This window comes from Gottfriedia acidiceleris, assembly GCF_050457485.1.
Classification (GTDB): Bacteria; Bacillota; Bacilli; order Bacillales; family Bacillaceae_G; genus Gottfriedia; species Gottfriedia acidiceleris_D.
On record NZ_JBCMJM010000012.1, the window covers coordinates 185421 to 210245 of the forward strand.

The window sequence follows — 24825 nt, forward strand, 5'->3', positions numbered from 1 at the left end:
TGTGGAAATTGAGTGAATATATTCCAAAAAAGGAGTCAGTATACTTAAAAAAACCTTGGCTGGAATTTTATCCAGAAGGTGTATCACATCAGATTGAAATTCCTTCATTAACAATTTTTGATTTACTTGAGAGAACCGTATCAAAATATCCCTCTAAAATCGCGTTAATTGATGGTGAAAGGAATATAAATTATTCAGATTTAAAACTTTACTGCGAACGTGTAGCGATATCGCTATATAAACAAGGATTTCGTAAAGGTGATCGTATAGCTTTAATGATTCCGACTAGCCTCGAATATGTCATTTCATTTTTCGCTATTCAACGATTAGGTGCAGTCGTTGTTCAACTAAATCCTAATTTCCAACCAGCAGAAATAGAGTCTCTACTAAGAAATTCAGAGACTAATGGTTTAATAGCCTTCCATGAGGAAAAAGATAAGCTAATGAAAACAGGTTTAACTAATCATATAAAGTTTATATCAGCTGACGAAGATAGAAAGGAAGATATGAATCTATATAAATGGATTAACAATGAGACAGATAAACTAATCTTTTCGGAAGTTTTTCCAGAGGATTTAGCAATCATAACTTTTACAGGAGGTACCACTGGATTTCCAAAAGGTGTAATGATTACACATTTGAACTTAGTCTCAAATCTATATCAATCATTTGAAACGAATAGACAACTATTACAATTAGAAGGTCATTGCCAACTTGGTATCTCCCCAGTATATCATGGTATGGGTTTATTTAGTTTAATACAGGCAGTTATGATCGGAGCAAGTTTTGTTTCGATTAGAAAGTTTGAAATAAAGCACCTTTTAGATTTAATAAGAATTCATAGACCAACTATATTTACTGGCTCTCCAACTACGTATATTGCATTATTAAATAATCCTGATAGAAAGAAAGAAGATCTTTCATGTTTTAAAATTTGTGTATGTGGATCTGCACCTTTACCAATTGAAGTCATTAAAAGTTTCGCAGAACAAACGGGTGTACAAATTACAGAAGGCTACGGATTATCAGAAGCAACAACTGGGGCGATAAGGAACCCATTTTCAGGTAAGAAAAAAGTTGGCAGTGTTGGGCTCCCAATGCCTAATACAGATGTTAGAATCGTAGACACCTTAACTGGTGAGAATGAAATCCCAGTTGGAGAACAAGGTGAAATTATTATTAAAGGGCCACAGGTAATGAAAGGTTACTGGAAAAATCAACAGGAAACGGAAAAAACAATTCGTAATGGATGGCTTTATACAGGGGATATTGGAATAATGGACGAGGAAGGGTATTTCTATATTGTCGGTCGAAAAAAAGAAATGATTATTACAGGTGGATTTAATGTTTATCCTGTTGAAATAGAGAATGTAATCTACCAACATCCAGCTGTCCAAGAAGCATGTGTTTATGGTGTACCAGATCCTTATCGTGGTGAAACAATTAAAGTGGCAATTGCATTAAAAAATGATTTTTCAGTAACTGTAGAAGAAATTCAAACATGGTGTAAAGAACGATTGACTCGATATAAAATACCTAGAATTGTCGAATTTAGAAAATCTCTTCCGAAAACAACCGTAGGTAAAATACTTCGTAAACAGTTAAAAGATGAGGAGATTAATAAAGTAGATACTTAACTCACAATATTATGTTAAAGGATGTGGAAGTATGTCGGTCAAAGAAGTGGAGAAATTACTTCAGCAACATAGTTTTGATAGACATATTGGTATTACGGTAAAAGAATTAAAAGAAGCAAATATCATTTTAGAATTAACGATCACCCCATCTTTATTAAACTACAATCAAAAGGTCCATGGTGGCGTAATTGCGGCCCTGTTGGATACAGCAATGGGAATGATGATACGAACAGTTGTTGGGGAACGAAGCGTTACTGTAAATTTAAATATAAGCTATTTGGCACCTGCTAATGAAAATGAAACTTTAATTGCAACTGCTAAAATCGTAAATCGTGGACAAAATCTGGTAACAGTAGAATCAGAAGTAAAAGATAGGAAAAAGAACTTATTAAGTAAAGCTATTGGAACATTTAAAATAATGTATAGCAAATAAAAAAATGAAAGGAATAATAACAACTAAATTATTCCTTTCATTTATATTATTAATTTCTATTTAATTATTAAACTTTTTCTTTAAAATTAGTTACTTGGACTTGTAATTCTTTTAAAAATTCTTTTGCTGCGATTGATAAATGTTGGTTTTTCAATCGAATACTATAATATGAAACTTTAGAATCAAATTCATATATAGGTAGAGCAATGTAATCTCCCCTCTGTAAATATGGATCATATGATAATGATAATTCACTTTCAATACCTATTGCCCATCCCTGTGATATAAAATATCTCTTTGTTTCTGGACTTTCCGTTTGAAAAAGTAAATTAGGTTCACCATATTTAGATAATAAATTATAGTATTCTTTCGTGTCAGCGTTATTTCCGAAACCAGCTATAGGATATTTCACAATATCTTCGCCATAAAGCTTTTGTTTTTTTGACAATTCTAAATTTTTATGAAAGCAAATCATTAATGTGCTATCGATGAGATGGGATTTAATAAACTGTTGATTTGATTCATTATTTGAGGAATGCATATATACAAAGCCTAAATCTGCTTCATTATTTAATATATCCTTCTTTATTTGGTATGCTGCAGAAACCTCTTTAAATTTAAGATTGACTTTCGGATACTTATTTTTAAAAGCAGCCATGGTTTGAGGAAGAATTCTACTACTTAGTGCTGATACAGCTGCTATTCTTAAGTTCCCACTAATCTCCGAAGCAAAATTTGTCATTTCTCTAAACTCATCAATTTTACTTAAAATTTCATGTGCCTTACTTATTAGTTCATATCCGATTTCTGTAGGTTGTAGTCCTGTTCTTGAACGGGTAAAAATCATTACGCCAAGCTCTTCTTCAAGACTTTTAATAGCTTGGCTTATTCCTTGTGAAGATAGATGAAGACGTTCTGAAGTAATAGCAATTGAACCTGTTTTTTCAATTTCAGTAATGAATATGAGTTGTTCTATACGCAAGTAGTTCACCTTCTTTTCAATTATAAGGATCTTGGTTTAAACATTTTCATTTAAACTATTACATTTTTATACAACGATTATATAACATTAAAGGAGTTTTGTTCAAAAAATATGAAAAATTCGGAAATTTAATAGCGGAGTAAATTTTTACTTGATGTATCTTCCAAATTACTTGTTTTACTAGCTAAAATAAACAAGCTAAGATTGAGTTGTATTTAAAATATTTTGATTATTAAGAAAAAATGACAGCGCTTCCTAAAACAGGATGTTGTTAGTTATTTTCTATTTTAGTCAAAGTGAGGAGGGGCTTTTGATGAAAGGTAATGCAAAAATTATAGGAGTTGGAATGGTTAAATTTACAAAGCCTGGTTTAAATGAACCATATGAAATGATGGCTCCGAAAGCAATTCAACATGCAATTAATGATGCAGGAATTGACTTTAGAGAGATTAAACAAGCTTTTGCAAGCTATGTATATGGTGACAGTACAAGCGGTCAAGCTTCTCTGTATAAAGTTGGAATGTCAGGAATTCCGGTAATCAATGTAAATAATAATTGCTCTTCAGGATCTACTGCACTTTACCTTGCTCGTCAAGCTGTTGAATCGGGTGTAGTTGATTGTGCACTCGCATTTGGATTCGAAGAAATGCAACCTGGAAGGTTAAAAAGTAAATGGGATGATCGAACTTCACCACTTAAGTCATTTAACGAACGATTAGATGAGTTAGTAGAGAATAATGCACCCCAAGGAGCAATCAAATTTTTTGGAGAGGCTGGCACTACATACATAAAAAAATATGGTGCGAACCCAGATATTTTTGCAAAGGTTGCGGTTAAAACTAGAAATCATGCTCTAAATAATCCGTACTCAATATTTGATAAACCTCTTACTGTTGAGGAAGTGTTAAATACACCAGTAATTTATCCGCCGTATTTAACTCGCTTAATGGCATGTCCTCCATCTTGTGGAGCCGCAGCGGTAATTGTTTGTAGTGAAGATTTTGCTAGGAAGCATGGACATGAATACGCAGTAGAGATTGTTGCTCAATCATTAAGTACAGATACAGAAGAATCACTGAAGGATCCAATCAATCTCGTTGGGGCTGACATGACTCGTAGAGCATCGAGTGAGGTTTATGAAAAAGCTGGGATTGGGCCAGAGGATGTGGATGTAGTTGAACTACATGATTGCTTTACACCAAATGAAGTAATTACTTATGAAGGACTTGGACTATGTGGTGAAGGTGAAGCGGAATCGTTCATAAATAATGGAGACAATACTTATGGCGGAAAATATGTTGTTAATCCTTCTGGCGGACTAATGTCAAAAGGACATCCACTTGGAGCAACTGGGCTTGCTCAATGTACAGAGCTGGTATGGCAATTACGAGGACAAGCAAATAAGCGTCAAGTAGAAAATGCCAAAATTGCTCTCCAACATAATCTTGGTCTTGGTGGTGCAGCTGTTGTAACAATGTACAAAAGGCCTTAAGGGAAATTAGGATACAGAGTAGTTCATTAGTACAAAATTTAATTCAAATTATAGGAGGAAATGTAATGACTACTAATACAAAGGATAAATCAACATTTGATTTATTTAAGTCTGACCGTCCATACTGCACAAAAGAACATGAAATGTTTCGCACATCTCTTCGAAAATTCATGGAAAAAGAAGTAGAGCCATTCTTTCATGAATGGGAAGAAAATGGTTTGACACCACGTGAATTATTTAAAAAAATGGGTGAACAAGGTTTTCTTTGCCCACAAGTCGATCCTGAGTATGGTGGATTAGGACTTGATTTTGGATTTAATTTAGTCCTTGCAGAAGAAGTAGCTCGAATTGGAGGTGGCCCAGGTGGTGCAAGCCTACACAGTTCAATTACTGTACCTTATCTTGAAAAATATGGTACAGAAGAACAAAAGAAAAAATACTTATCTAAATGTGTAAATGGGGACATTCTTACAGCCGTTGCGATGACGGAGCCAGGAACAGGATCTGATTTGGCCAGCATTAGTACTACAGCAGTAAAAGATGGAGACTACTACATCGTTAATGGGCAAAAAACGTTTATTACAAATGGAATCAATGCAGATTTAATTTTCCTTGTTGTTAAAACGAACCCGAAAGCAGTTCCAGCACGTAGAGGCGTAAGTATACTAATGGTTGAGGGAAATACGCCGGGCTTTTCTCGTGGACGTAAATTGAAGAAAATTGGTACTCATTCTCAAGATACCGCAGAGCTTATTTTTGAGGACGCACGTGTTCCAGTGACGAATCTGTTAGGAAATGAAGGTGGAGGCTTCTATATTCTGATGGATAAATTACAACAAGAGAGAATTATGTGTGCAAATTCAGCTTTTGTTGTTTCACAAGAAATGTTGAAATCAACTATGAATTATGTTCAAGAAAGACATGCGTTTGGAAAGCCAATTAGTTCTTTCCAAAATACTCAATTTGAAATTGCTGAAATGGCAACAGAATTATCATTAGCACGTACTTTCTTAGATGATCTTGCAATTAGACATATGAAAGGTGAAGAAATCACTACAAATGCTTCGATGGCAAAATGGTGGATTACAGATATGGCTAGAAGAATGTCATCACGTTGTTTACAGCTTCATGGTGGATACGGCTATATGGAGGAATATGATATTGCTCGTCGATATCGTGATGTTGCTGTCATGCCGATTTATGCTGGTACAAATGAAATTATGAAAAATATTATTGCTAAAAATTTAGGCTTATAAACTATTTTTTGAAAAAATAACGTAAGAGCTTGGAAGGTTATAATTCTTTCAAGCTTTTATATTTAGAAAATATAAGGATGGGGTGAGCGGATTGACTTTAGTTAAAGTAGAGAAGCAAGAACATTTTGCAATTGTCACCATAGACAATCCACCTATGAATGCATTAAGTGCAGCTGTCAAAGAAGAAATTAGAAATGCATTTTTAGAACTTAACGCAGATCAAGGAGTATTAGTTATCATTTTGACAGGAGCTGGTCAAAAGGCATTTATGGCAGGAGCAGATATTAAGGAATTACCTCAAAGAATTGGAAATCCAAATTTAATACCACAATTTATGAAAAATCATGAAATGTTTAATAACATTGATTATTCATTAAAGCCTACAATTGCTGTATTGAACGGTTATACTCTCGGAGGTGGATGCGAACTAGCTCTAACTTGTGATCTTCGTATAGCAGAAGAACATGCGTTGATTGGTGTGCCTGAAGTTAAACTGGGGTTACTGCCAGGTGCTGGTGGTACACAGCGATTACCACGTTTAATTGGAGAAGCAAAGGCAAAAGAGCTATTGTTCACTGGAGACCATATTACGGCTAGTGAAGCATTAAGCATCGGATTAGTTAATAGGGTTGTGCCAACAGGATTTGGCTTAGAGGAAGCTATTAAACTAGCAAAAAAGATTTGTAAAAACTCACCTTCTGCATTAAAGAATATTAAAAAAGCGGTAGATGAAGGTATGGAGATAGAGTTAAGTAAAGGTCTTGCTAGGGAAGCAGAATTGTTTCAAGAGCTTTTCTTAAAAGAAGATGCAAAAGAAGGAGTTCAAGCATTTTTAGAAAAAAGAAAACCTCAATTTCAGGGGAAGTAATAAAAGTCTATTTGATAAGGAGTGATCATCATGGAATTAAAAAATAGTGTAGTAGTAGTTTCAGGGGGAGCATCAGGATTAGGAGAGGCTACAGTGAGAAACGTGATCGAAAAAGGTGGCAAAGCAATTATCCTTGATTTAAATGATGAAAGAGGAAATAGATTAGTAGAAGAACTTGGAAATGATAATGCATTATATGTTAAAACAAACGTAGCCGAAGAAGATGATGTAAAAGTTGCTTTAAATAAAGGTATGGAGAAATTTGGGGGATTTACAGCTGTTGTAAATTGTGCTGGGATCGGTGGCGCTCAAAAAACATTTGGTAAAAAAGGTGTGCATGATTTAACTAGATTCTCTAACGTAATAAAAGTTAATTTAATTGGTACTTTCAATGTTATTCGATTATCTGCGGAAAAGATGAGTTTAAATGAACCGAATGAATTAGGTGAAAGAGGAGTAATTGTGAATACTGCTTCAGCTGCAGCTTTTGAAGGTCAAATCGGTCAAGCAGCGTATAGTGCTTCAAAAGGTGGTGTTGTAGGTATGACACTTCCTATTGCTAGGGATTTAGCTGAATATGGGATCCGTGTAGTGACGATTGCACCAGGTTTATTTGAAACACCATTAATTGGGAGGCTATCTGATGAAGTCAAGGCAGTTTTCAGTTCAAACGTTCCTTTTCCAAAACGACTTGGCCAGCCTCACGAGTATGCGCAACTAGTTGAAAGTATCATTGAGAATCCAATGTTAAATGGAGAGGTTATCCGTTTAGATGGAGCACTTCGTATGCAACCAAGGTAAAGATGAGTACGTAATGATTCATTTTTTTGAAGTGAAAGTGCTAATTGGAGGAAGTGGATTATGAAAGTTTCAAATAGAGAATTGCAACAGAGCACAAAGAAATACTTGCATGAAGAACATGATATTTTTAGAAAGTCACTTCGGAAATTTTTAGAAAAAGAAGCAGTTCCATTTTATGAACAATGGGAAGAAAATAAACTAGTACCACGTACTTTTTGGGAGAAAATGGGTGAGCAAGGTTATTTATGTCCATGGGCTGATGAGAAATATGGTGGAATGAATGCGGATTTTGGGTTTTGCGTAGTAATTCAAGAAGAATTATGTAAAATTGGTGCAGGTTTAGGCGGAATTAATATTCATAATAATGTTATCATGCCATACATTGGACGATATGGAACAAATGAGCAGAAGAAAAGGTGGATTCCAAAGGCAAGTAGTGGAGAAATCATTTCTTCAATTGCCATGACTGAACCCGGTGTTGGTTCAAATCTTGCAGGGATTCAAACAACTGCAGTTAGAAAGGGAGAAAATTTTATTGTTAATGGAACAAAAACCTTTATTTCAAATGGGATAAATACAAATTTTGTTATTGTTGCATGTAAAACGGATCCTACTGCAAGTCCAGCACATAAAGGAATTAGTTTAATCGTTATTGAAGAAGGAACACCTGGTTTTTCAAAAGGAAAACAATTAAAAAAGATCGGACAACATGCTTATGATACATCAGAATTAATTTTTGAGGATGCGATTGTCCCAGTAAATAACTTACTTGGTGAAGAAAACAAAGGTTTTTATCATTTAATGGAAAAGCTTCAACAAGAAAGGCTAATGGTTTGTATCAGTTTTATTACATTTGCAGAAAGAATGTTAGAAGTAACTTTGAAGTATATTAAGGAGCGAACAGCATTTGGGCAACCGATAAGCAAGTTTCAAAATACACAATTTAAACTAGCAGAAATAGCAACTGAAGTTCAACTTGGTCGTACTTTCGTTGATAACCTTATTGAAAAGCATATTGCAGGAGAAAATATTGTTACTGAAGTATCGATGGCAAAATGGTGGATTACTAATTTGGCAAAGAAAATGGCCCCAATGTGCTTACAGTTACATGGCGGTTATGGATATATGGAAGAATACGAGATAGCGAGAATGTATAGAGATACGGTGGTAGGGTCTATTTATGCTGGATCAAATGAAATTATGAAAGTGATCATTGCTAAAAATTTAGGATTATAGTTCAGAAGGAGGTACCATTATGTCACTTGCTCTGCAATCCCTCCGTGTCTTGGACTTAACACGGTTGTTACCAGGTCCATATTCTACTATGTTACTAGCCGATTATGGTGCAGAGGTAATAAAAGTAGAAGATACAGGACGTGGAGATTATGTCCGCTTAAATAATCCTAAAATAGGAGAAAATAGTGCATTATTTCATTCAGTAAATCGTAACAAAAAAAGTATTTGTTTAAATTTGAAAACGGAGCAAGGGAAAAAAATCTTTTTAAAAATGGTTGAAAAAGCAGATATCGTAGTTGAATCATTTCGCCCTGGTGTAATGGATCGCCTTGGTTTAGGATATGAAGTACTAAAAGAGCATAATCCTTCGCTAATATATTGTGCCTTAACTGGTTACGGGCAGACAGGACCTTATGCCAATCATCCAGGACATGACTTAAATTATATTAGCTACGCTGGATTATTAGAGTTTTTTGGAGAAAGAGATAGAAAACCTACAGTTCCACCTGTTCCAATTGCAGACATTGGTGGAGGGGCACTACTAGGAACTGTTGGAATTTTGATGGCATTATATGAAAGAGAACGTTCTGGAAGTGGTCAGTTTATTGATATTTCAATGATGGATGGAGCACTTACTTGGCTACAGTTAATACTTCCAAATTATTTAGCATCAAACATTCAGCCTAAAAGAGGAGAACTCAGGCTTTCAGGTGAGAATGCCTTTTATGAAGTTTACGAGACGAAGGACGGGCGTTATCTCTCGGTAGGTGCAGTAGAAGCAAAATTCTGGGCAGAGTTTTGTAAAGGAATTGGAAGAGAAGACTTGATTATACGTCAATATGCGCCTTTGAATGAACAGGATCAAATAAAAACTGAAATACAATCGATTCTTATGATGAAAACTCAAAAAGAATGGATGGAAATCTTTTTACATATTGATGCTTGTGTTTCTCCAGTAAATACAATCGAAAATTTAGAGCAGGATCCCCAAATAAAAGAGAGGAAAATGATTCAAACTTATTATGACAAAGAATTAGGTGATGTTAAGTTAATTAGCCCACCAATAAAATTTTCGAAAACACCAGGGTCAATTCGTTTTCTAGCTCCAAATTCAGGGGAGCATACGTCTGAAATTTTAGCCGAGATTGGTTATTCTAAACAACAAATTCAACATTTAACATCTAAAGGAATAGTAACTGGAAATAGTAAAACGTCCATTAAATAGGAAATCATAATCTGGGAAATTACAAAACAGAATTTAGAAAAAGATCGAGGAATAATATTAGCACCCTACCTCAGAACTAATCTCTTTCATTGCGCAAAAATTGCACAGACTTATTAGAAATAATAGAATTAAAAGATTTACAGTGAATAAAATTACATCGACCGCTTGATTTACTAGACTTAATTGAAATAAAATATTCATAATTACTGTATAATCCTCGTACTCTGTAATTGACAGGGGAGGGGTCGCTGGTTCAAGTACAGTTGGGATCATAAAGATGAGAAGGCTCAAACCTAGTTGTATCAGGGGGTTGGGCTTTTTCTTTGTTTTTAATTATTTCCATTTTTTGTAATGAATATTATTCATTGCACAAAGACTACAATAATAACCCTAAGCATTCAAGTGGTAAATGCAAGAGGACCAATTCTAGCTTCATATGCAGAGCTAGATAAAGTTCATTGCGACGAAAAAAGCTGTTACTTGATTTTGGATTTTTTTAATTCATGCTATTCAAATAAAAACGATCAACTACTTTTTAAATAGTTGATCGTAACCTAATATTATTTCAAACCTAATTCGCTTTTTATATTCTCTAATGTTTGTGTTTTAAATTTATCTTTCGGTTTAGGAGCATCTTTTACATTAGGATTTTGCATTAAATAATTCTTTTCTACATATGCCAAGTCCTTGGCATCAATTGTTCCGTCAAAATTGATATCAGCATCTCTGTAATTTGTTCCCCAATTTGCTTGAATCGATATGGCATCTATAATATCGATTACATCGTCTCCATTTACATCTCCTCCAAGGGATGTTGGAACATCTAATCTTTTATATTGACCAATTAACTCTCCTGTGCTATTTCTCATTCCGATATTGAAATCATAAATCGTTTTAAAATGACCAGGTAATTTAATGGCCAGACTTAACGGTTTATCTGTAAGAGATAGATGCAATCCTTCTATTACTCCATACTTGTTAAGAATTTGGTCATACGTATTACCTTCTTGATCTTGTATAAATACTTCTGCCCCTACTTTACTATAATCTCTCAAATTATCAAAAGTTCCATATTTATTTAATAGCCCCTCACCATATAATATTGACCTTACTTTCGAATAAATTGGTACAAATTCAATATTAGGCGTATTCGAGAAAAGATAGGTAGTATTTCCTAATCGATTTTGGTATGAGATTGTCGATGTGTTAAATGTCGCTCCATCAGGTCTTATATCAAATTTATAATCTTTAGCCCTTAACGTTGCCTCAGCTAATGTAAGATCACCATTTAAAGTTTGTGTGTTACCATCAGCTGTTTCAATTGTAAGATTATTAGATGGCGTTCTTGTCAATTTTAGTTCTCCTAATTTACTAGAATCAGGATGTAATTTGACGTTTTCAATAGTAAAATAATCGGCTGAAGTCGAAAAATTAAAATTTATTTTTTTGAAATTAACAGCATTTTTCAAAACGATTTTAACATTAACCAAATCATTTGGTTTCACACTCGATTTATCAAAAGTCTCCGCTAAGTACGGAGTTCCTTTTTTTACAATTCTGATAAATTCAGGTACCACGGATCCATTGCCTGCTGGGTCTACTGCAGCTAATTTAAGGGTCTTCACACCTAGACCTACCGGTACTTCATACTTAAAAGAACCATCTTTATTTACCGGCATTTCAATAGGTGGTTCTCCTTGGCCGACGTTAAGATCCAAAATTTTGTTTGCAGATCGGTCTATATTCATACCAGCTGCTCTGAAATTCTCGATTTCTTGATCGAAGATAGAACCTGAAATCGTAACAGATTTTTGCCCTTCCTCATATTCAACTATACGAGTTTCTGGTCCGTCAAATGAAAATTTTGGCTTGCCTCTATCAACCACAACTTCTCTTAGTTCTATGAATTGTTTTCCATTGTCACCTGTAGCAACCATTTTAATCTTATAAAATCCTTCGTTTGCCACAACAGGTATAGAACCTATACCATTAGCGGAATTATCGTCAAAAGGATAATAAATCCCTTTAAATACATTTTGAACATCATACAAAACATCTTCACTCTTAGTGATTCCATCCATATATCCAAGATAACCTAAATCCTTATTTGTAGTGCCATCTACTAAAGTAAAGTCAATATCTCTCATGTTAGAATTAAACTGTATTTGTGAAGCTATACTTTTATTTGTATAAGGGCTTGAGTATGGATCTCGATATCGATCTTCTGAAATACCCATTGAAGATAATTGAAACAAACTTACGCCTTCTTCAACAGCGTGAACGCCGAATGGAACTCTATATGTTTCTTCAGGATGATTCTCATTTGTATAGACAATATACCCTTCATATAAACCTTTTTCGGCTGTTTTCGGTATAAAGATGGATGCAGTTGTTTTTCTTTGTTGTTTTGCTCCAAGTTTAATTGTCGGCTCTACTTTTACTAGTAAACCATTCTTTTGTGCGTCTTTAGCTCCACCTAAACCCGTTTGAAATTTAACTGCCACATCAAATATTTTTTCTTCATCACCTGAATTATGAAGATTTAATGTGCGATCTTCATTCACATCATCACTAAGATCCACTGAACCAAAACTTATTGCGCCAGTTTCTTCTTTGATCAATTTTTCTTTGTCTTTTTTTATCATCGGTGTTTCATCGAGTACTTTAATTTCAATAGTTGAATGAACTGCTTTGTAGGCATCAATTCTTCCTGCTCCTACTTCGTATACGCTATAGCTCTTTTTTAATGGATTAGCTGTATTCATAAGAATAGCTTTAACATCACTAGGTTCTAATTTCGGATTCGCCTGAAGCAATAAAGCTGCAACACCTGCAACATTAGGAGATGCCATCGACGTACCTGACAGGCGTTGATATGAGTATTGATAATCATTTGTCTTCTCTTTATTAATCATATAAGCTGGTACGGTAGAAAATACGCCAACTCCAGGTGCTGTAACTTCCGGTTTGATATCATAAGTAATACGAGATGGGCCGCGTGAACTGAAATCTGCCAATTCGTCTCCAGCTTTTTGCAATTGCCCTAATTGATTAAAAGTAAATGTACTTACTGTATTAAGTTTAGTCTTTAATGCTATACCTTGATCATAAGTTAAAGAGAATGCAGGAATATAATCTAATCCTTCACCTATATAAGCAGGAATTTGGCCTTCAGTTGGATTATTATTGTAAATCAGGACTGCAGATGCACCATTTTGCTTTGCAAATCTTGCTTTATCGTTCAAAGTAATACTACCTCGACTTACTAGTACAACTTTGTCTTTTACATCTTTGTTTTTATAATCTGCCTGTGAGCCTAAACCAACATATACAACTGGGAATGTCTTTCCATTCAATTCCTCGATATGATCAGTATATCCTTTTGCCATCTCCTGCAAGTCAGCAGAGACTGTTTCCGTTCCATTTTGGAGCGATCCTTTAAAAGTATGGAGATTAGTCGGTTCACTACTTGCTCCAACAGTTAGTGCAAGCGCTGCGCTACCTGGGGAACCTACTGTATACATATCATTACCGGTGTTTCCAGCAGCGATTACTGCCGTAACACCACTTAATACAGCTTGATTAATCGCGATACTTGTAGAATACAGTGGGTTATTTAAGTTTGCTCCCAATGAAAGATTGATTACATCCATCCCATCTTCAACAGCCTTATCAATCCCTGCTATAACATTTTCAGTTGTCCCTGAACCGTATCTACCCAAAACCCGATACGCATATAAATCTGCGTCTGGAGCAATACCAGTCTTTTTATATTCACTTTCGTTCTTTCCTTGACCAGCGATGATTCCAGCCACATGAGTTCCGTGTTCAGTATAATACGATGCACCATTTGCCCAAAAAAATTCTGCCATACCAGATTTTTTCCAGTCTTCATATGTAGTTTCCATCGGATTATTATCATTGTCTACAAAATCATAACCACCTTTAAATGCACCCTTTAAATCTGGATGATTATAATCGACTCCAGTGTCAATTACTCCTACTTTAACACCTTTTCCGGTAAATCCTTCCTCATGCAGCTTGTCTACTCCAAGAAAAGAAAGACTTGAATTATTAGTTGTTCTTCCAGTTTGCACTTCTTCTTGTGAAACATCTGGTTCAGAATGCACTTCTTCATTACTCCAAATTACTTTTACTACTTTTGATTTTAATAGATTCTGAATTTGATTGGCCGGTAAACTCATTGAAACACCATTAAACGCATGTTTATATGATCGATTAATTTTAAAATCTACTTTTTCATTATTCTTATCAGTTAAAATTTCATTTACATCTTGATCAAAAGCTAAATGATCTTGATCAACTAAATTAGATGCTTCATTCTCTGATAGCTGTTTACCTTCTAAACTAGATTCAATTTGAGCTACTTTTGCGGGTTTATTTTTAAATTCAACAATTACATTTGTTTGGTTTGAAGACTCTAGATCAATCTCAGAAGAAATTTGAAGTCCTGTCTCATTACTGGTTGAAAGTTGATTAAGCGCTGCTCTTTGAGATTGTGTTAAATTTGCTATCATTTCGTTTACTTTTGAATAACTTGCTGCTTTTGATACAGTCGTTACATGACCTAGGGAACCAAGAATAAAGCCCGAATATAATGATAAAACTGTAAAACTTTTAATAATCCTACTCTTGTGTACCTGTTTTTTCATTTTCTTCCTCCTAATCAAATTTACTAACTTCACATTTAATAATAATGCTGAATATTATGCCGATTTACTATACTAGCTAAAGATAGGGGGATTATTGAATAATATTCAAATCCTTTAAAATATCTTCTAATGACTATCAAATATTTTCGTTTTCGCTGTTGGTGCGTCCACCGAACCGTCTTCAAGTGATAATTCTATCCCTTTTTCTGCTTCTTTTTTAATATTCGTTTTTGCTGGATCTTGTGTAATTTGAACAACCATGTCTAGTGGTTTTCAAATTGCTATGTCGATTGTAGGAGTGAGGTATTAGTTCTTTGGTCTCATGACTGTTAAGCAAAAGAATGACTAGAAAATAGCAAACTGCTATTAGAAATTTAGTAGAAACTTAAATGGAAATGAGTAACCCTATTTCATTTTATTTACACCCCTTAAAATTTTTTTAAGTAAAATTAAATGAATGCCTAGTTTGGTTGACAAAAAAATATAAATTTTTTTCATGTCACTCTTTTTATTAATGCTTCATTTGAATTTACCTAATATTTTGATTATTTAAGATGTGTAACTATTTGTCTATTGGGTTATTAAAGTCTTATTAAATTAGTAGCTCAGCTTTGATTTTGCAAAAAGAGCCATAGTTTAAATAAATAATTTACAAAAATTGAGCAACTTTTTGAAGAGTAATTGATAATCTCAACATTAAAAGAAGTTCTTCACTAATTAAATAAATTGATCAGCTCTTGACAGCAATATTTTATCCACTTGGAAAGACGGAACTTATAATACGATTAGTGGTACTTCGATGGCAGTTCATTAATATATGGTTTGACTTCAAAATATTGGGGGAAAATCCAAACTACAGAAAATAATGATATTTTAAATGAATCTGAACAGTATCAGGATTTGGGTTAAGTACTGTAAACAAATAAAAAGTAATTTAATGTCCTATTGGAATGATATTTTCTAATAGTTTTTTTTGCACGTTAAGAAAGTATAAATTGGTAGCGAGGAAGTTGATTCGAAGTGGTGGCCAATTTTAGGAATTAAGTATAAGTGCAACTACGCCACTGTATTCGCCTTAACGTTAGCTATTCGGAGTGTTTTATTAATAAATGCATTACTGAATAAGTAGGTTTGTTTAAAACTACTATGTAAATGTTGTTCAATATTTTTAGGGAATATAGTCGAAAATCGTAATATTTTTTTAGTAATCCCGATAATAAAGGGTTAAAATAACCCATTTGACCATAAATTGAATTTTCTGAATAATTATAATTGGAAAGAAATTAAATGATCGTTAAACAGATCTTAGCCATCATTTAATTTTAGTGGCAATAATTAATTACTAGGAGGAAGAAAATGGGTCAACCGGTACAAAGTAGTAAGATTGTAAAAAGCATGACTGTTTTAGCTCTATCGTCTAGTTTTCTTTTAGCTTCATTTGGTAATGTAACGAATGTATCAAAAGCTGTTAGCTCTACAAAGGTTGAGGACATGCTCGCTAAGTTAACACCAACGCAAAGGGCTGCTTTAAATCAACTTTCAACGAATGAAACGACAGGTCTTCAAATTTCTTCTAATATGGACTTAAATACTACAGAACAAGCAAATGTCATTGTTGAGTTTGTGCATAAGCCTGCAAAAGTTGCTCAAATTGAAGCTAGTTTAGAAGGGCAGCAATTATCTGAAACTGAGGCTACACAATTAGTTGATCAAGATCATAATATCTTTCAAGAAGATGTAGACCAAATATTAACAGATGAATTTAATTCAAAAGTAAACTATAAGATTAATCGTGCATATAAACATACTTTTAATGGTGTTTCGATTAGCCTACCAGCAAACCAAATTAAGAATCTATTAAAATCGAAGGCTGTAAAAAATGTATGGAGTGATGAGACGTTTTCAATCGATCCACCTAATCAAAAGGAACAAAGTGAACAATTAAAAGGAGATGAATTTAACATTGCAAACTATTCACCTTATGATGGATTAGATCGTTTACATGCCGAGGGCTATACAGGGAAAGGGATTAAAATAGGAATTCTTGATACAGGAATTGATTATAACCACCCTGATTTAAAAGATGCCTATAAAGGTGGCTATGATTTCGTTGATAATGATAATGATCCGATGGAAGCTACATATGCTGATTGGAAAAAATCAGGAAAATCTGAGCTCTCGGGATCAAATACATATTATACGGAACATGGTACACATGTTGCGGGAATAATCGGTAGTCGAGGTGTTGCTGATACTGAATATAAAACTGTTGGAGCTGCGCCGGAGGCAGATATTTATTCATACAGGGTTCTTGGACCATATGGAACTGGAAAAGGCGCTGACATTATAGCAGCGCTAGATAGAGCAGTAAGTGACGGTATGGATATCATTAATATGTCACTAGGTGCAACAATAAATGATCCGCTTTTTGCGACTTCGGTAGCTGTAAACAATGCTGTTCTAAGTGGCGTTACGACTGTAGTTGCCGCTGGTAATAGTGGAAATGGAATGTATACAATTGGCTCTCCAGGATCATCAGCATTAGCATTAACAGTTGGTGCATCAACTAGTGCAATTGATCTTTTCCAGTTTTCAGGTTTTCAAAATAATAAAGAATATACTGTAAGAGAATTAGCCAAAAACTATACAGATGATTTAACAGCATTAAAAGGAAAAACGTTTAATCTAGTTGATGTTGGTTTAGGAAAAGGTATTGATTATAACGGAAAAGATCTAAAAGGAAAAATTGCTTTTATTCAAAGAGGGGAAACTTCTTTTATTGATAAAATCAAACTAGCGAAGGCTAAGGGGGCTGTTGCAGTAATAATTTATAATAATGACGTCAACAAAGCTGAAGGGATCATACAAGGGTATGTCGGCGAATCTCTATTAGCCATTCCTACATTTTCGATGTCAAATGAAGATGGATTAGCAATCTCAAATGCGATTAAACAAGGAAATTCTAACTTTACTTTTGGTGATTATACGAAATTTAAAACACCTGAGGATGAACTAACATCATTTAGTTCAAGAGGACCATCTCGCATAAATTATGATATAAAGCCAGAAGTAACGGCACCAGGTGCAGCAATTCTTTCGACTGTTCCATTTTATGTAAATAATAAAACAGGAGATGGATCAAAACCGGAAGATTATAAAATTGCATATGAACGCCTATCTGGAACATCAATGGCGACTCCGTATGTTGCAGGAGTGTCAGCACTATTACTACAATCAAATAAAAATCTACAGCCAGCAGATATAAAATCTATATTGATGAATACGGCTGATCCTTTAAAGAAGGATTATAGTGTATATGAAGTTGGTAGCGGAAGAGTAGATGCATATGAAGCAATTCACTCAAACGTAGAATTAAATGTAGTAGATAGTACACCAACAATTATTGATGGAAAAGAAAAATCAATTAAAGAGTTAACTGGTGCGATGAGTTTTGGGTCTTTTAGTTTCAAAAACGAAGAAATTGCTTCAAATCGCCAAATTACACTTAACAATAGAAGTGAGCAAGCGAAAACATTCAGTATTGAGGTTAAATATCAAACTGGATTAAGAGGATCTAGAGATGCAAGTATAAATGATGTTACCATAACTGGTCCTTCATCTGTGACTTTAGATGGAAATAGTCAAAAACCGATTAACTTTCATTTAAAAATACCTGCAACTGCCGAAAAAGGAATTTATGAAGGCTATATTTTCTTTACGAATAATGCAGATCCAACTGAACAATATCAAATTCCATTCGGTGTTCACTATGTAAAAGAAGGATTTAATTCAGCGGCTACATACAATAAGATGATGACATCAGATTATACTAATTATTTCCCATTACTTGATTTTAACGCAGGTGCAACTTTTAATTTAAGTTCTAGTATGGAAACTATTGATTTCGTTTTACTAGATAGTGAAACAGATGAAGAAATCGGTTATTTAGGACAAATCCCTGCATCGCAATTGAATGAAAATACAGATTATTATGTCACTGGTGTATTTACCGGATACTATAATCCTTTCACTAATGACCCGAAAAACCCAGTATCATCTACAAGTGTAAAAGTACCTTATGGGCCAGCACATTATAAGATAAAAATGATCGGTACTAATAGAAATGGTAAAACATTTTCGATGACTGACCATGTAATGGTTGATATTACTGGCGCTACTTTTACAACAGATTTAGAAGAAGGGGTTATCGAGGTTAAACCTGGTACAACTTCTTATCCAATTAAAGGTACAGTTTATGATAAAACCCAAGATGATTATCATACGCAAGGTATTACTATTGATCAATCGGGTAATTTTGTGATGATAAAAAATAATACTACTACCTTTACAAATGGTTTCAATGTAGATGCAAAAGGAAACTTTGCATATAATATCCCGATTGATCCATCTGCTAAAAGCGTAAATGTTGAACTTGCAGGATATAATTCAGCAAAGATTGGTACAAGAAACAAATATTTTACATTTATTCCAGAAGGCACTCCACTTGTTTATGGAAGTGTTGATCAAAAAATTGTAAATGCAGGTGAAAATGTAAAGGTGATCCTAACGGCATATAACGTTACTGATGCAAAAAAAATAGCTAGTAGCCTTTCATTTTCAAATAATCAATTAGAATTTGTAGATGTAAAGCTTAATCCAGCAATTGAAAAATTTGGTTCAGCGAAACTCACATCTAATTCAGCTCCATCAGGATTGAATACAAATGTAAATGTAAATATTGAGATGACTAACGGAACAGTGACAGGTGATGTACCATTTGCAGAAGTAACGTTAAAAGTAAAAGATAGTACTTATAATTTTTATTCACCTTTTAAATCATCGTCTGCATCTTATATAAATGAATCTAACCAATCAATTGCAATGAATTCAACAATACCACCAATTTGGTTCAAACCAACTTATTCAAAAATTTCAGGAAGTATTGGAATTCCAGTATCATTGCAAAAAGAAGGTAAGAGTGCATGGAGAGTAGCTCCATCGCAGATTGGCGCAGTTCTATCAGTAAAGGATCAAAACGGAAACATCTTTCCAGGAGTTATTAATCAATTTGGCCAAGCATCTGTAGATAATTTATCAAAAACACTTGAAGAAATGGTAGTATCACTCGATATTCCTGGCCATTTCACAATATATGAACCTTTCCATGTGGGCTTCCTAGATGACGAAGGCACACTAACTGCTCACTGGAATCCTGAAATCAATTACAATGCTGCAATTCCTGGAGACGTTAATAAAGATAATGTTATTGACATTATGGACGCCCTAGCGATCCAAACTAATTGGGGAACTGACAGTCGCAGTGCAGACATTAATTTTGACAAAATCGTAGACGCAAAAGACTTTGCATTCATCGAAAAGAATTACTTAATACAAAATCCAACGGCGGAAAACGCTCCAAAACCTCTAGAAAAATATAAAACAAAATCACTTGAGGATATTAAGAGAGAGTTAGGGTTGAATTAATTTATCGAATGGGAAAGGCGACTATTATTATGTTATCTTTTTCAAATTTTAAAAATCTCACTGAGCTACCTGAATATCTTCTGATTCTTTAAGATTACGCTTGAAGTACTTAAAAAAGTTTCAAGTACACTCTCGAGATTGGAATTAGAATTTTTATAGTATTTTAGTCATTCATTGCTTTAAGTATTAATATTATAAGAATGGTTTATGTCTAGTAAGAAAAAATATTCAAAAATGATATAATATTATATAACGAAATTAAAGATGAGTTAAATGTAAAAGATAGTTAAAAAAGTGGATGATTATTTATCCACTTTTTTATTTTAGTCGATCTATTAAGACACCCTACCTCCGTAAAACTATTAATTATTTATTGCACAAAAATTGCACAGACTTATTAGAAATAATAGAATTAAAAGATTTACAGTGAATAAAATTGCAGCGACCATTTGATTTACTGGACTTAATTGAACTAAAATATTCAGAATTACTGTATAATACTCGTACTCTGTATTTGACAGGGTAGGGGTCGCTGGTTCAAGTCCAGTTGGGATCATACAAATGAGAAGGCTCAAACCTAAGTGTATCAAGGGTTTGGGCTTTTTCTTTGTTTTCAGAGATCTGTGTTACATTTAAAATGATAACTCCAAATTGTACTAAGACTGCACAGTATCTTCACGTACATATTAATTTAAACCAAATTTTTTATCAAATCGATCAGCTGTTTTCTTCTGCATTTCTTCATTTGAATGTGGTAAGTTGTGATTTTAGCTAAAGGTGTTGATTGAAAATAAGGAGCTATATGGACACGAATTGTTTTTTGAGCCTTTTCAAAACTAGTTATCTGAACTTCACTTTTGTAGGTTGAATTGACCTAGTTTGTAATGACGAAATAAACGCTTGTATATTTCCCAAATAAAATTATTATTAAAACTTCATTAATTCATCATTAATTCATCACAATTCTAATTTAAACTTTCTTAAGTAGATATAAATTATTGAGAGGTAAAGCCGAATGGAAATAAATACACAATTAAATTCTGTTCAAACTGAACAAGTTTCTTCGAAAAAGACATCTCTATACAAAGTGATTTGGAGATGGCATTTTTATGGAGGGATGATTTTTGCACCGATCTTGGTTTTGTTAGCGATTACTGGTGCAATCTATTTATTTAGACCATATGTAGAACCGATATTAGACAAAAATCTATACTATGTGGAACAAGGTAGTAAAGAGATTACACCAAGCTTACAGTTAAAAGCTGTGATGGATGATTACCCTAATGATGCGATTACTTCTTTTACAGATGTCAAAGACCCAAAACGTGCAACGGAAATTGGAATTGCAAAAGGTGATGTTAACTACACAGTTTTTGTAAACCCATACACAGGGAAAGTATTAGGTGAATTACAAAATGATCAACGTTTAATGGAGATTATTGTAAAATTACATGGAGAAATAATGGTTGGGAAAATTGGTGACAATCTTGTTGAATTATCGGCTTCATGGGCAATTATTTTATTAGCAACAGGATTATATTTATACTTTCCACGTAATAAGCAATCATTCTTAAGTGTTCTTCGCATTCGTATGAGAAATGGAACACGTGTGTTTTGGAGAGATTTACATGCAAGTACAGGTTTTTGGATGACAATTTTCTTGTTAGTTCTTGTTTTATCAGGTTTACCTTGGGCTAGCTCTTTTGGTGAGAGACTAGATACTCTCAAAGCAAAAGCAAAGCTTTCAAATGCACCAGAACATTTATGGGATGGTAGTATTCAATCAACTAAAATTAATAAAGATATTGCTAAAACACCATGGGCTGCTGAAAATATTCCTGTTCCAGAATCCGTTTATAGTAATAATGGAATGTTACCGATTGAAAATGTAGTTAAAATTGCTGAACAAACAAATATTTATCCTGGTTACACAATTACTATGCCAGAAGGTGATAAAGGAGTTTACTTAATTTCTACCTGGGGATGGGCAGCAGGAAGCGTTAAAAATTATGTAACAATGGATCTGGATCAATACAGTGGAAAAGTATTACTTGATTATCGTTGGAAAGATTACAGTAAGTTTGATAAAACAGTTGAAATGGGCATAGCTTTACATGAAGGACGATTTTTTGGTTGGACGAATTTAATTATTAATTTAATAGCATGCTTATCACTTGTATTAGTCGTATTTAGTGGAATCACAATGTGGTGGAAACGTCGTCCGACAGGAACAGTTGGAGTTCCAAAAGCAAGTGAAGGAAATAAATACTTTTTAGGTGTATTATTTATTTCAGTAATTTGTGGACTTTTAATGCCAATGGTTGGTATATCAATATTAGTAATAGGTTTAATAGAGTTTATTGTTAAATTTATAAAAAAGAAAGTTCGTCAATCTGGAATACAATAAATAATAAAAATTAGTGAGGGACTACGCTAAGCTTACTATTTTACGTTAGCTTAGCTTTTTTAGTCATAAAAAAACAATCGAGGTAAACAAGAGGTGTTTCATGAAAATAATAAATAGCATAATAATTCTATTGTTACTCGTAACAATTTTCTATGGATGCGGTAAGTCGGAAGAAGCATCAGTCTCAAACAAATATTTAGATAATATTAATGTTACTCTATCGGATCAACCAACATCCATAGATTCAGAACATAGCTATGTGGTAACTTTAAAAAATAAAGAAAATCAATTAGTTAACGTAGATTCAGTGGTTATAATTTTAAAAATGAAAAGCATGAATCATAAAGCAGATGGAAAATTAAAGAAAGTCTCAAAAGGTGTTTATAAAGGAAAAGTAAAGTTACCAATGAATGGTTCATGGGATAAGACAATTGTAATAAAACAAGAGAAATTTGTGCGTAAAGTGAATGGGGCAATTTTAAATTAAGTACCACTAATGCTAGAAAGGTCTACTTCATCCTCAAACCATGTATATAAACTAGGTAGCAATGGTACAAGGGTAAAAGCATTACAACAGAAGTTGATTTCGAAAAGTTATTTAAAAGGTAAAGCAGATGGAGTTTTGGAAAATAAACTCAATCAGAGTTGAAAAAATACCAAAAAGCTAATGTTTTAAAGGCAGATGTTATTGCTGGACCTGCAACTTTAAAGAGATTAGGATCGAAATAAGAGGTATAAAAGATAATAACGCCGAACTCTAAGAATGGGTTTGGTGTTTTTTTATATTCACAATTATAGATAATGGCATTATGGATTTCATTTTACATAACTAATCTCTAAATTAGATAAGAAGTTGAAATGGGGCCGATTTATATGTTATTAGATCGGGTAAGGTAGTTTATAGACAATCAATATAAAACACCAAATGGATTAGTTGGTTTATATATTGGAGAAAAAATGGTACGTCAACATCAACCGGAAACATTGTGGATAATTAGTTTATTGGAGAATTTACTTAATTATAGTGTATTAGAATTAGGATGTGGTGCTGGTAACGCTATGAAACTTGTACTTGATCAATCATCTGTCAATCAGATAGTAGGATTAGATATATCTCCTACTGCTGTAAACATAGCAACAATTAGGAATAGAAAAGCAATACATAATGGTAAGGCCTTATTAGGAATGGTTTGTGGATGTTTCTTATTTTTACTACATTATTATCTTAACAAACAGTACTATAGTTTTAAAGATAAAATAGTTCTCACATAAATTTTGAAAAAAATCAAAGTTGATTTTTTTCTTCAAAATAAAAATTGCATCAACTCTTCATATAATGAATCTATAGCATGATGAGAATCAAAGGTTTCTTTAGAAAATTCTCTTTTGCTAATCGGACATTAAGTTTCAGATGAATTTAAGTTTAGGAGGAACTAAATGAATATTGAAGAGTTATATTATTTTAGTGAAGTGTCAAAAAGTGGTTCCTTTAGCTTTACAGCGCAAAAATTGGGTGTTGGTGAAGAAATCATAAACCTATCGATCCGTCGTTTAGAAAATAAATTAGGTTTTAAGCTAATTGAGCTTTCTTCTGACTCTAAAGTGGTAATCACTTATGAAGGATTACAAGTTATTTCGTTAGTAAATGAAGTATTGATGAAATATGAAGAAATTGAAGAACTTGTTCAATCTTTAAATAAAAACCTTTTATCAATTTAAAATGAAGTTTGTCTATTGTTTATAGACGCATTAATTGTCCAAACATATTGAGGGACAAATAAAGCCTCAGCTGACTTTAATTTTGATCAGTTGATAAGAAGGATATGGATTCTAATTATTAAAAACTTTGGACTACAAAACAAAACGGTTCACAATGTACCGAAAGCGATAACTACAGGACTTAATTGACCAAAAATATTCATAAATACTGAATAATACTCGTACTCTGTAATTGACAGGGGAGGGGAGCTGGTTGGCTTCCATTTGGGAACATACAAATGAGAAGGCTCAAACCTAAGGTTAAGCAGGGTTTGGGCTTTTTTTGTTTTCATCTTATTCCATTTTTTGTAATGAATAATATTCATTATTTCTCATCAAATCGATCAGTCGTTTTTTTCTGCATTTCTTCATTTGAATTGGGGTAGAAAATATGTGTTGTTACAACTCTTTATTGTCCCAATATTTCACTAACAATATTAAGACTATCGCCTATTCTCATTAAAATTGTCGCATGAGTACGGAGCAAAATATTAAAAGAATAATAGGCAAACTCTTTTTTAAAGTGTGCACTTTAAAGGGTACAATCATTTGTGGTCTTATCCCTGTCAAGTA

16 protein-coding genes and 1 pseudogene are annotated in these 24825 nt (G+C 33.5%); 13 read left to right on the forward strand and 4 right to left on the reverse strand.

Annotation, left to right across the window (positions count from 1 at the left end; genetic code table 11):
• Positions 1-8: 8 nt before the first annotated feature.
• Both ABEY15_RS13995 and ABEY15_RS14000 read left to right on the forward strand, forming a co-directional pair.
• Positions 9-1637 carry a long-chain-fatty-acid--CoA ligase gene (locus ABEY15_RS13995; RefSeq protein ID WP_429890737.1) on the forward strand — a complete coding sequence of 543 codons (1629 nt, stop codon included), beginning with the start codon at positions 9-11 and terminating at the stop codon, positions 1635-1637.
• Between the two features lie 31 nt (positions 1638-1668).
• Complete coding sequence (locus tag ABEY15_RS14000) at positions 1669-2070, forward strand: PaaI family thioesterase (protein ID WP_429890738.1); 402 nt, start codon at positions 1669-1671, stop codon at positions 2068-2070.
• 67 nt (positions 2071-2137) lie between these two features.
• On the opposite strand, the gene ABEY15_RS14005 is transcribed toward ABEY15_RS14000, so the two are convergent.
• Positions 2138-3052, reverse strand: a complete 915-nt coding sequence (locus ABEY15_RS14005) for a LysR family transcriptional regulator (RefSeq protein WP_429890740.1) — start codon at positions 3050-3052, stop codon at positions 2138-2140.
• A gap of 313 nt (positions 3053-3365) precedes the next feature.
• Here ABEY15_RS14005 and ABEY15_RS14010 point away from each other — a divergent pair, with 313 nt between their 5' ends.
• The 6 genes from ABEY15_RS14010 to ABEY15_RS14035 all read left to right on the forward strand — a co-directional run bounded on the left by ABEY15_RS14010 (position 3366) and on the right by ABEY15_RS14035 (position 9930).
• A complete protein-coding gene (locus ABEY15_RS14010; protein WP_429890742.1) occupies positions 3366-4544 on the forward strand; it encodes a lipid-transfer protein in 1179 nt (392 codons plus the stop codon).
• Positions 4545-4609: 65 nt separating this feature from the next.
• On the forward strand, positions 4610-5800 hold the full coding sequence (locus ABEY15_RS14015; RefSeq protein WP_429890744.1) for an acyl-CoA dehydrogenase family protein: 1191 nt from the start codon (positions 4610-4612) through the stop codon (positions 5798-5800).
• Positions 5801-5891: 91 nt separating this feature from the next.
• Positions 5892-6668 (forward strand): enoyl-CoA hydratase/isomerase family protein, encoded by a 777-nt coding sequence (locus ABEY15_RS14020; protein ID WP_429890746.1) that lies wholly within the window; start codon positions 5892-5894, stop codon positions 6666-6668.
• Positions 6669-6698: 30 nt separating this feature from the next.
• On the forward strand, positions 6699-7469 hold the full coding sequence (locus ABEY15_RS14025) for a 3-hydroxyacyl-CoA dehydrogenase (protein ID WP_429890747.1): 771 nt from the start codon (positions 6699-6701) through the stop codon (positions 7467-7469).
• Positions 7470-7529: 60 nt separating this feature from the next.
• Complete coding sequence (locus ABEY15_RS14030; protein WP_429890748.1) at positions 7530-8705, forward strand: acyl-CoA dehydrogenase family protein; 1176 nt, start codon at positions 7530-7532, stop codon at positions 8703-8705.
• A gap of 19 nt (positions 8706-8724) precedes the next feature.
• On the forward strand, positions 8725-9930 hold the full coding sequence (locus tag ABEY15_RS14035) for a CaiB/BaiF CoA transferase family protein (protein ID WP_429890749.1): 1206 nt from the start codon (positions 8725-8727) through the stop codon (positions 9928-9930).
• Positions 9931-10490: 560 nt separating this feature from the next.
• Here ABEY15_RS14035 and ABEY15_RS14040 read toward each other — a convergent pair.
• A complete protein-coding gene (locus ABEY15_RS14040) occupies positions 10491-14603 on the reverse strand; it encodes a S8 family serine peptidase (protein WP_429890750.1) in 4113 nt (1370 codons plus the stop codon).
• Between the two features lie 126 nt (positions 14604-14729).
• Positions 14730-14864 (reverse strand): hypothetical protein, encoded by a 135-nt coding sequence (locus tag ABEY15_RS14045; RefSeq protein WP_429890752.1) that lies wholly within the window; start codon positions 14862-14864, stop codon positions 14730-14732.
• 1095 nt (positions 14865-15959) lie between these two features.
• Here ABEY15_RS14045 and ABEY15_RS14050 point away from each other — a divergent pair.
• Positions 15960-20087 carry a S8 family serine peptidase gene (locus ABEY15_RS14050; RefSeq protein WP_429890753.1) on the forward strand — a complete coding sequence of 1376 codons (4128 nt, stop codon included), beginning with the start codon at positions 15960-15962 and terminating at the stop codon, positions 20085-20087.
• Between the two features lie 691 nt (positions 20088-20778).
• On the opposite strand, the pseudogene ABEY15_RS14055 reads toward ABEY15_RS14050, so the two are convergent.
• Positions 20779-20940 (reverse strand): annotated as a pseudogene (locus ABEY15_RS14055) (hypothetical protein); the annotation flags it as partial.
• 162 nt (positions 20941-21102) lie between these two features.
• Between ABEY15_RS14055 and ABEY15_RS14060 the strand changes: the two are divergent.
• From ABEY15_RS14060 to ABEY15_RS14075, 4 genes are all read left to right on the forward strand, one after another.
• Positions 21103-22494 carry a PepSY-associated TM helix domain-containing protein gene (locus ABEY15_RS14060; RefSeq protein WP_429890755.1) on the forward strand — a complete coding sequence of 464 codons (1392 nt, stop codon included), beginning with the start codon at positions 21103-21105 and terminating at the stop codon, positions 22492-22494.
• A gap of 100 nt (positions 22495-22594) precedes the next feature.
• Positions 22595-22981 carry a FixH family protein gene (locus ABEY15_RS14065; RefSeq protein WP_429890756.1) on the forward strand — a complete coding sequence of 129 codons (387 nt, stop codon included), beginning with the start codon at positions 22595-22597 and terminating at the stop codon, positions 22979-22981.
• A gap of 470 nt (positions 22982-23451) precedes the next feature.
• On the forward strand, positions 23452-23766 hold the full coding sequence (locus tag ABEY15_RS14070; RefSeq protein WP_429890757.1) for a methyltransferase domain-containing protein: 315 nt from the start codon (positions 23452-23454) through the stop codon (positions 23764-23766).
• Positions 23767-23931: 165 nt separating this feature from the next.
• On the forward strand, positions 23932-24213 hold the full coding sequence (locus tag ABEY15_RS14075) for a LysR family transcriptional regulator (protein ID WP_429890758.1): 282 nt from the start codon (positions 23932-23934) through the stop codon (positions 24211-24213).
• The last annotated feature ends 612 nt before the right edge of the window (positions 24214-24825 follow it).

Bases quoted from the DNA above. Each gene is read 5' to 3' on its own strand.
- ABEY15_RS14070 (WP_429890757.1), top strand. From the start codon at position 23,452: ATGGTACGTCAACATCAACCGGAAACATTGTGGATAATTAGTTTATTG.
- ABEY15_RS14015 (WP_429890744.1), top strand. From the start codon at position 4,610: ATGACTACTAATACAAAGGATAAATCAACATTTGATTTATTTAAGTCT.
- ABEY15_RS14030 (WP_429890748.1), top strand. From the start codon at position 7,530: ATGAAAGTTTCAAATAGAGAATTGCAACAGAGCACAAAGAAATACTTG.
- ABEY15_RS14025 (WP_429890747.1), top strand. From the start codon at position 6,699: ATGGAATTAAAAAATAGTGTAGTAGTAGTTTCAGGGGGAGCATCAGGA.
- ABEY15_RS14035 (WP_429890749.1), top strand. From the start codon at position 8,725: ATGTCACTTGCTCTGCAATCCCTCCGTGTCTTGGACTTAACACGGTTG.
- ABEY15_RS14000 (WP_429890738.1), top strand. From the start codon at position 1,669: ATGTCGGTCAAAGAAGTGGAGAAATTACTTCAGCAACATAGTTTTGAT.
- ABEY15_RS14045 (WP_429890752.1), bottom strand. From the start codon at position 14,864: ATGGTTGTTCAAATTACACAAGATCCAGCAAAAACGAATATTAAAAAA.
- ABEY15_RS14040 (WP_429890750.1), bottom strand. From the start codon at position 14,603: ATGAAAAAACAGGTACACAAGAGTAGGATTATTAAAAGTTTTACAGTT.
- ABEY15_RS14010 (WP_429890742.1), top strand. From the start codon at position 3,366: ATGAAAGGTAATGCAAAAATTATAGGAGTTGGAATGGTTAAATTTACA.
- ABEY15_RS14050 (WP_429890753.1), top strand. From the start codon at position 15,960: ATGGGTCAACCGGTACAAAGTAGTAAGATTGTAAAAAGCATGACTGTT.
- ABEY15_RS14065 (WP_429890756.1), top strand. From the start codon at position 22,595: ATGAAAATAATAAATAGCATAATAATTCTATTGTTACTCGTAACAATT.
- ABEY15_RS14075 (WP_429890758.1), top strand. From the start codon at position 23,932: ATGAATATTGAAGAGTTATATTATTTTAGTGAAGTGTCAAAAAGTGGT.
- ABEY15_RS14060 (WP_429890755.1), top strand. From the start codon at position 21,103: ATGGAAATAAATACACAATTAAATTCTGTTCAAACTGAACAAGTTTCT.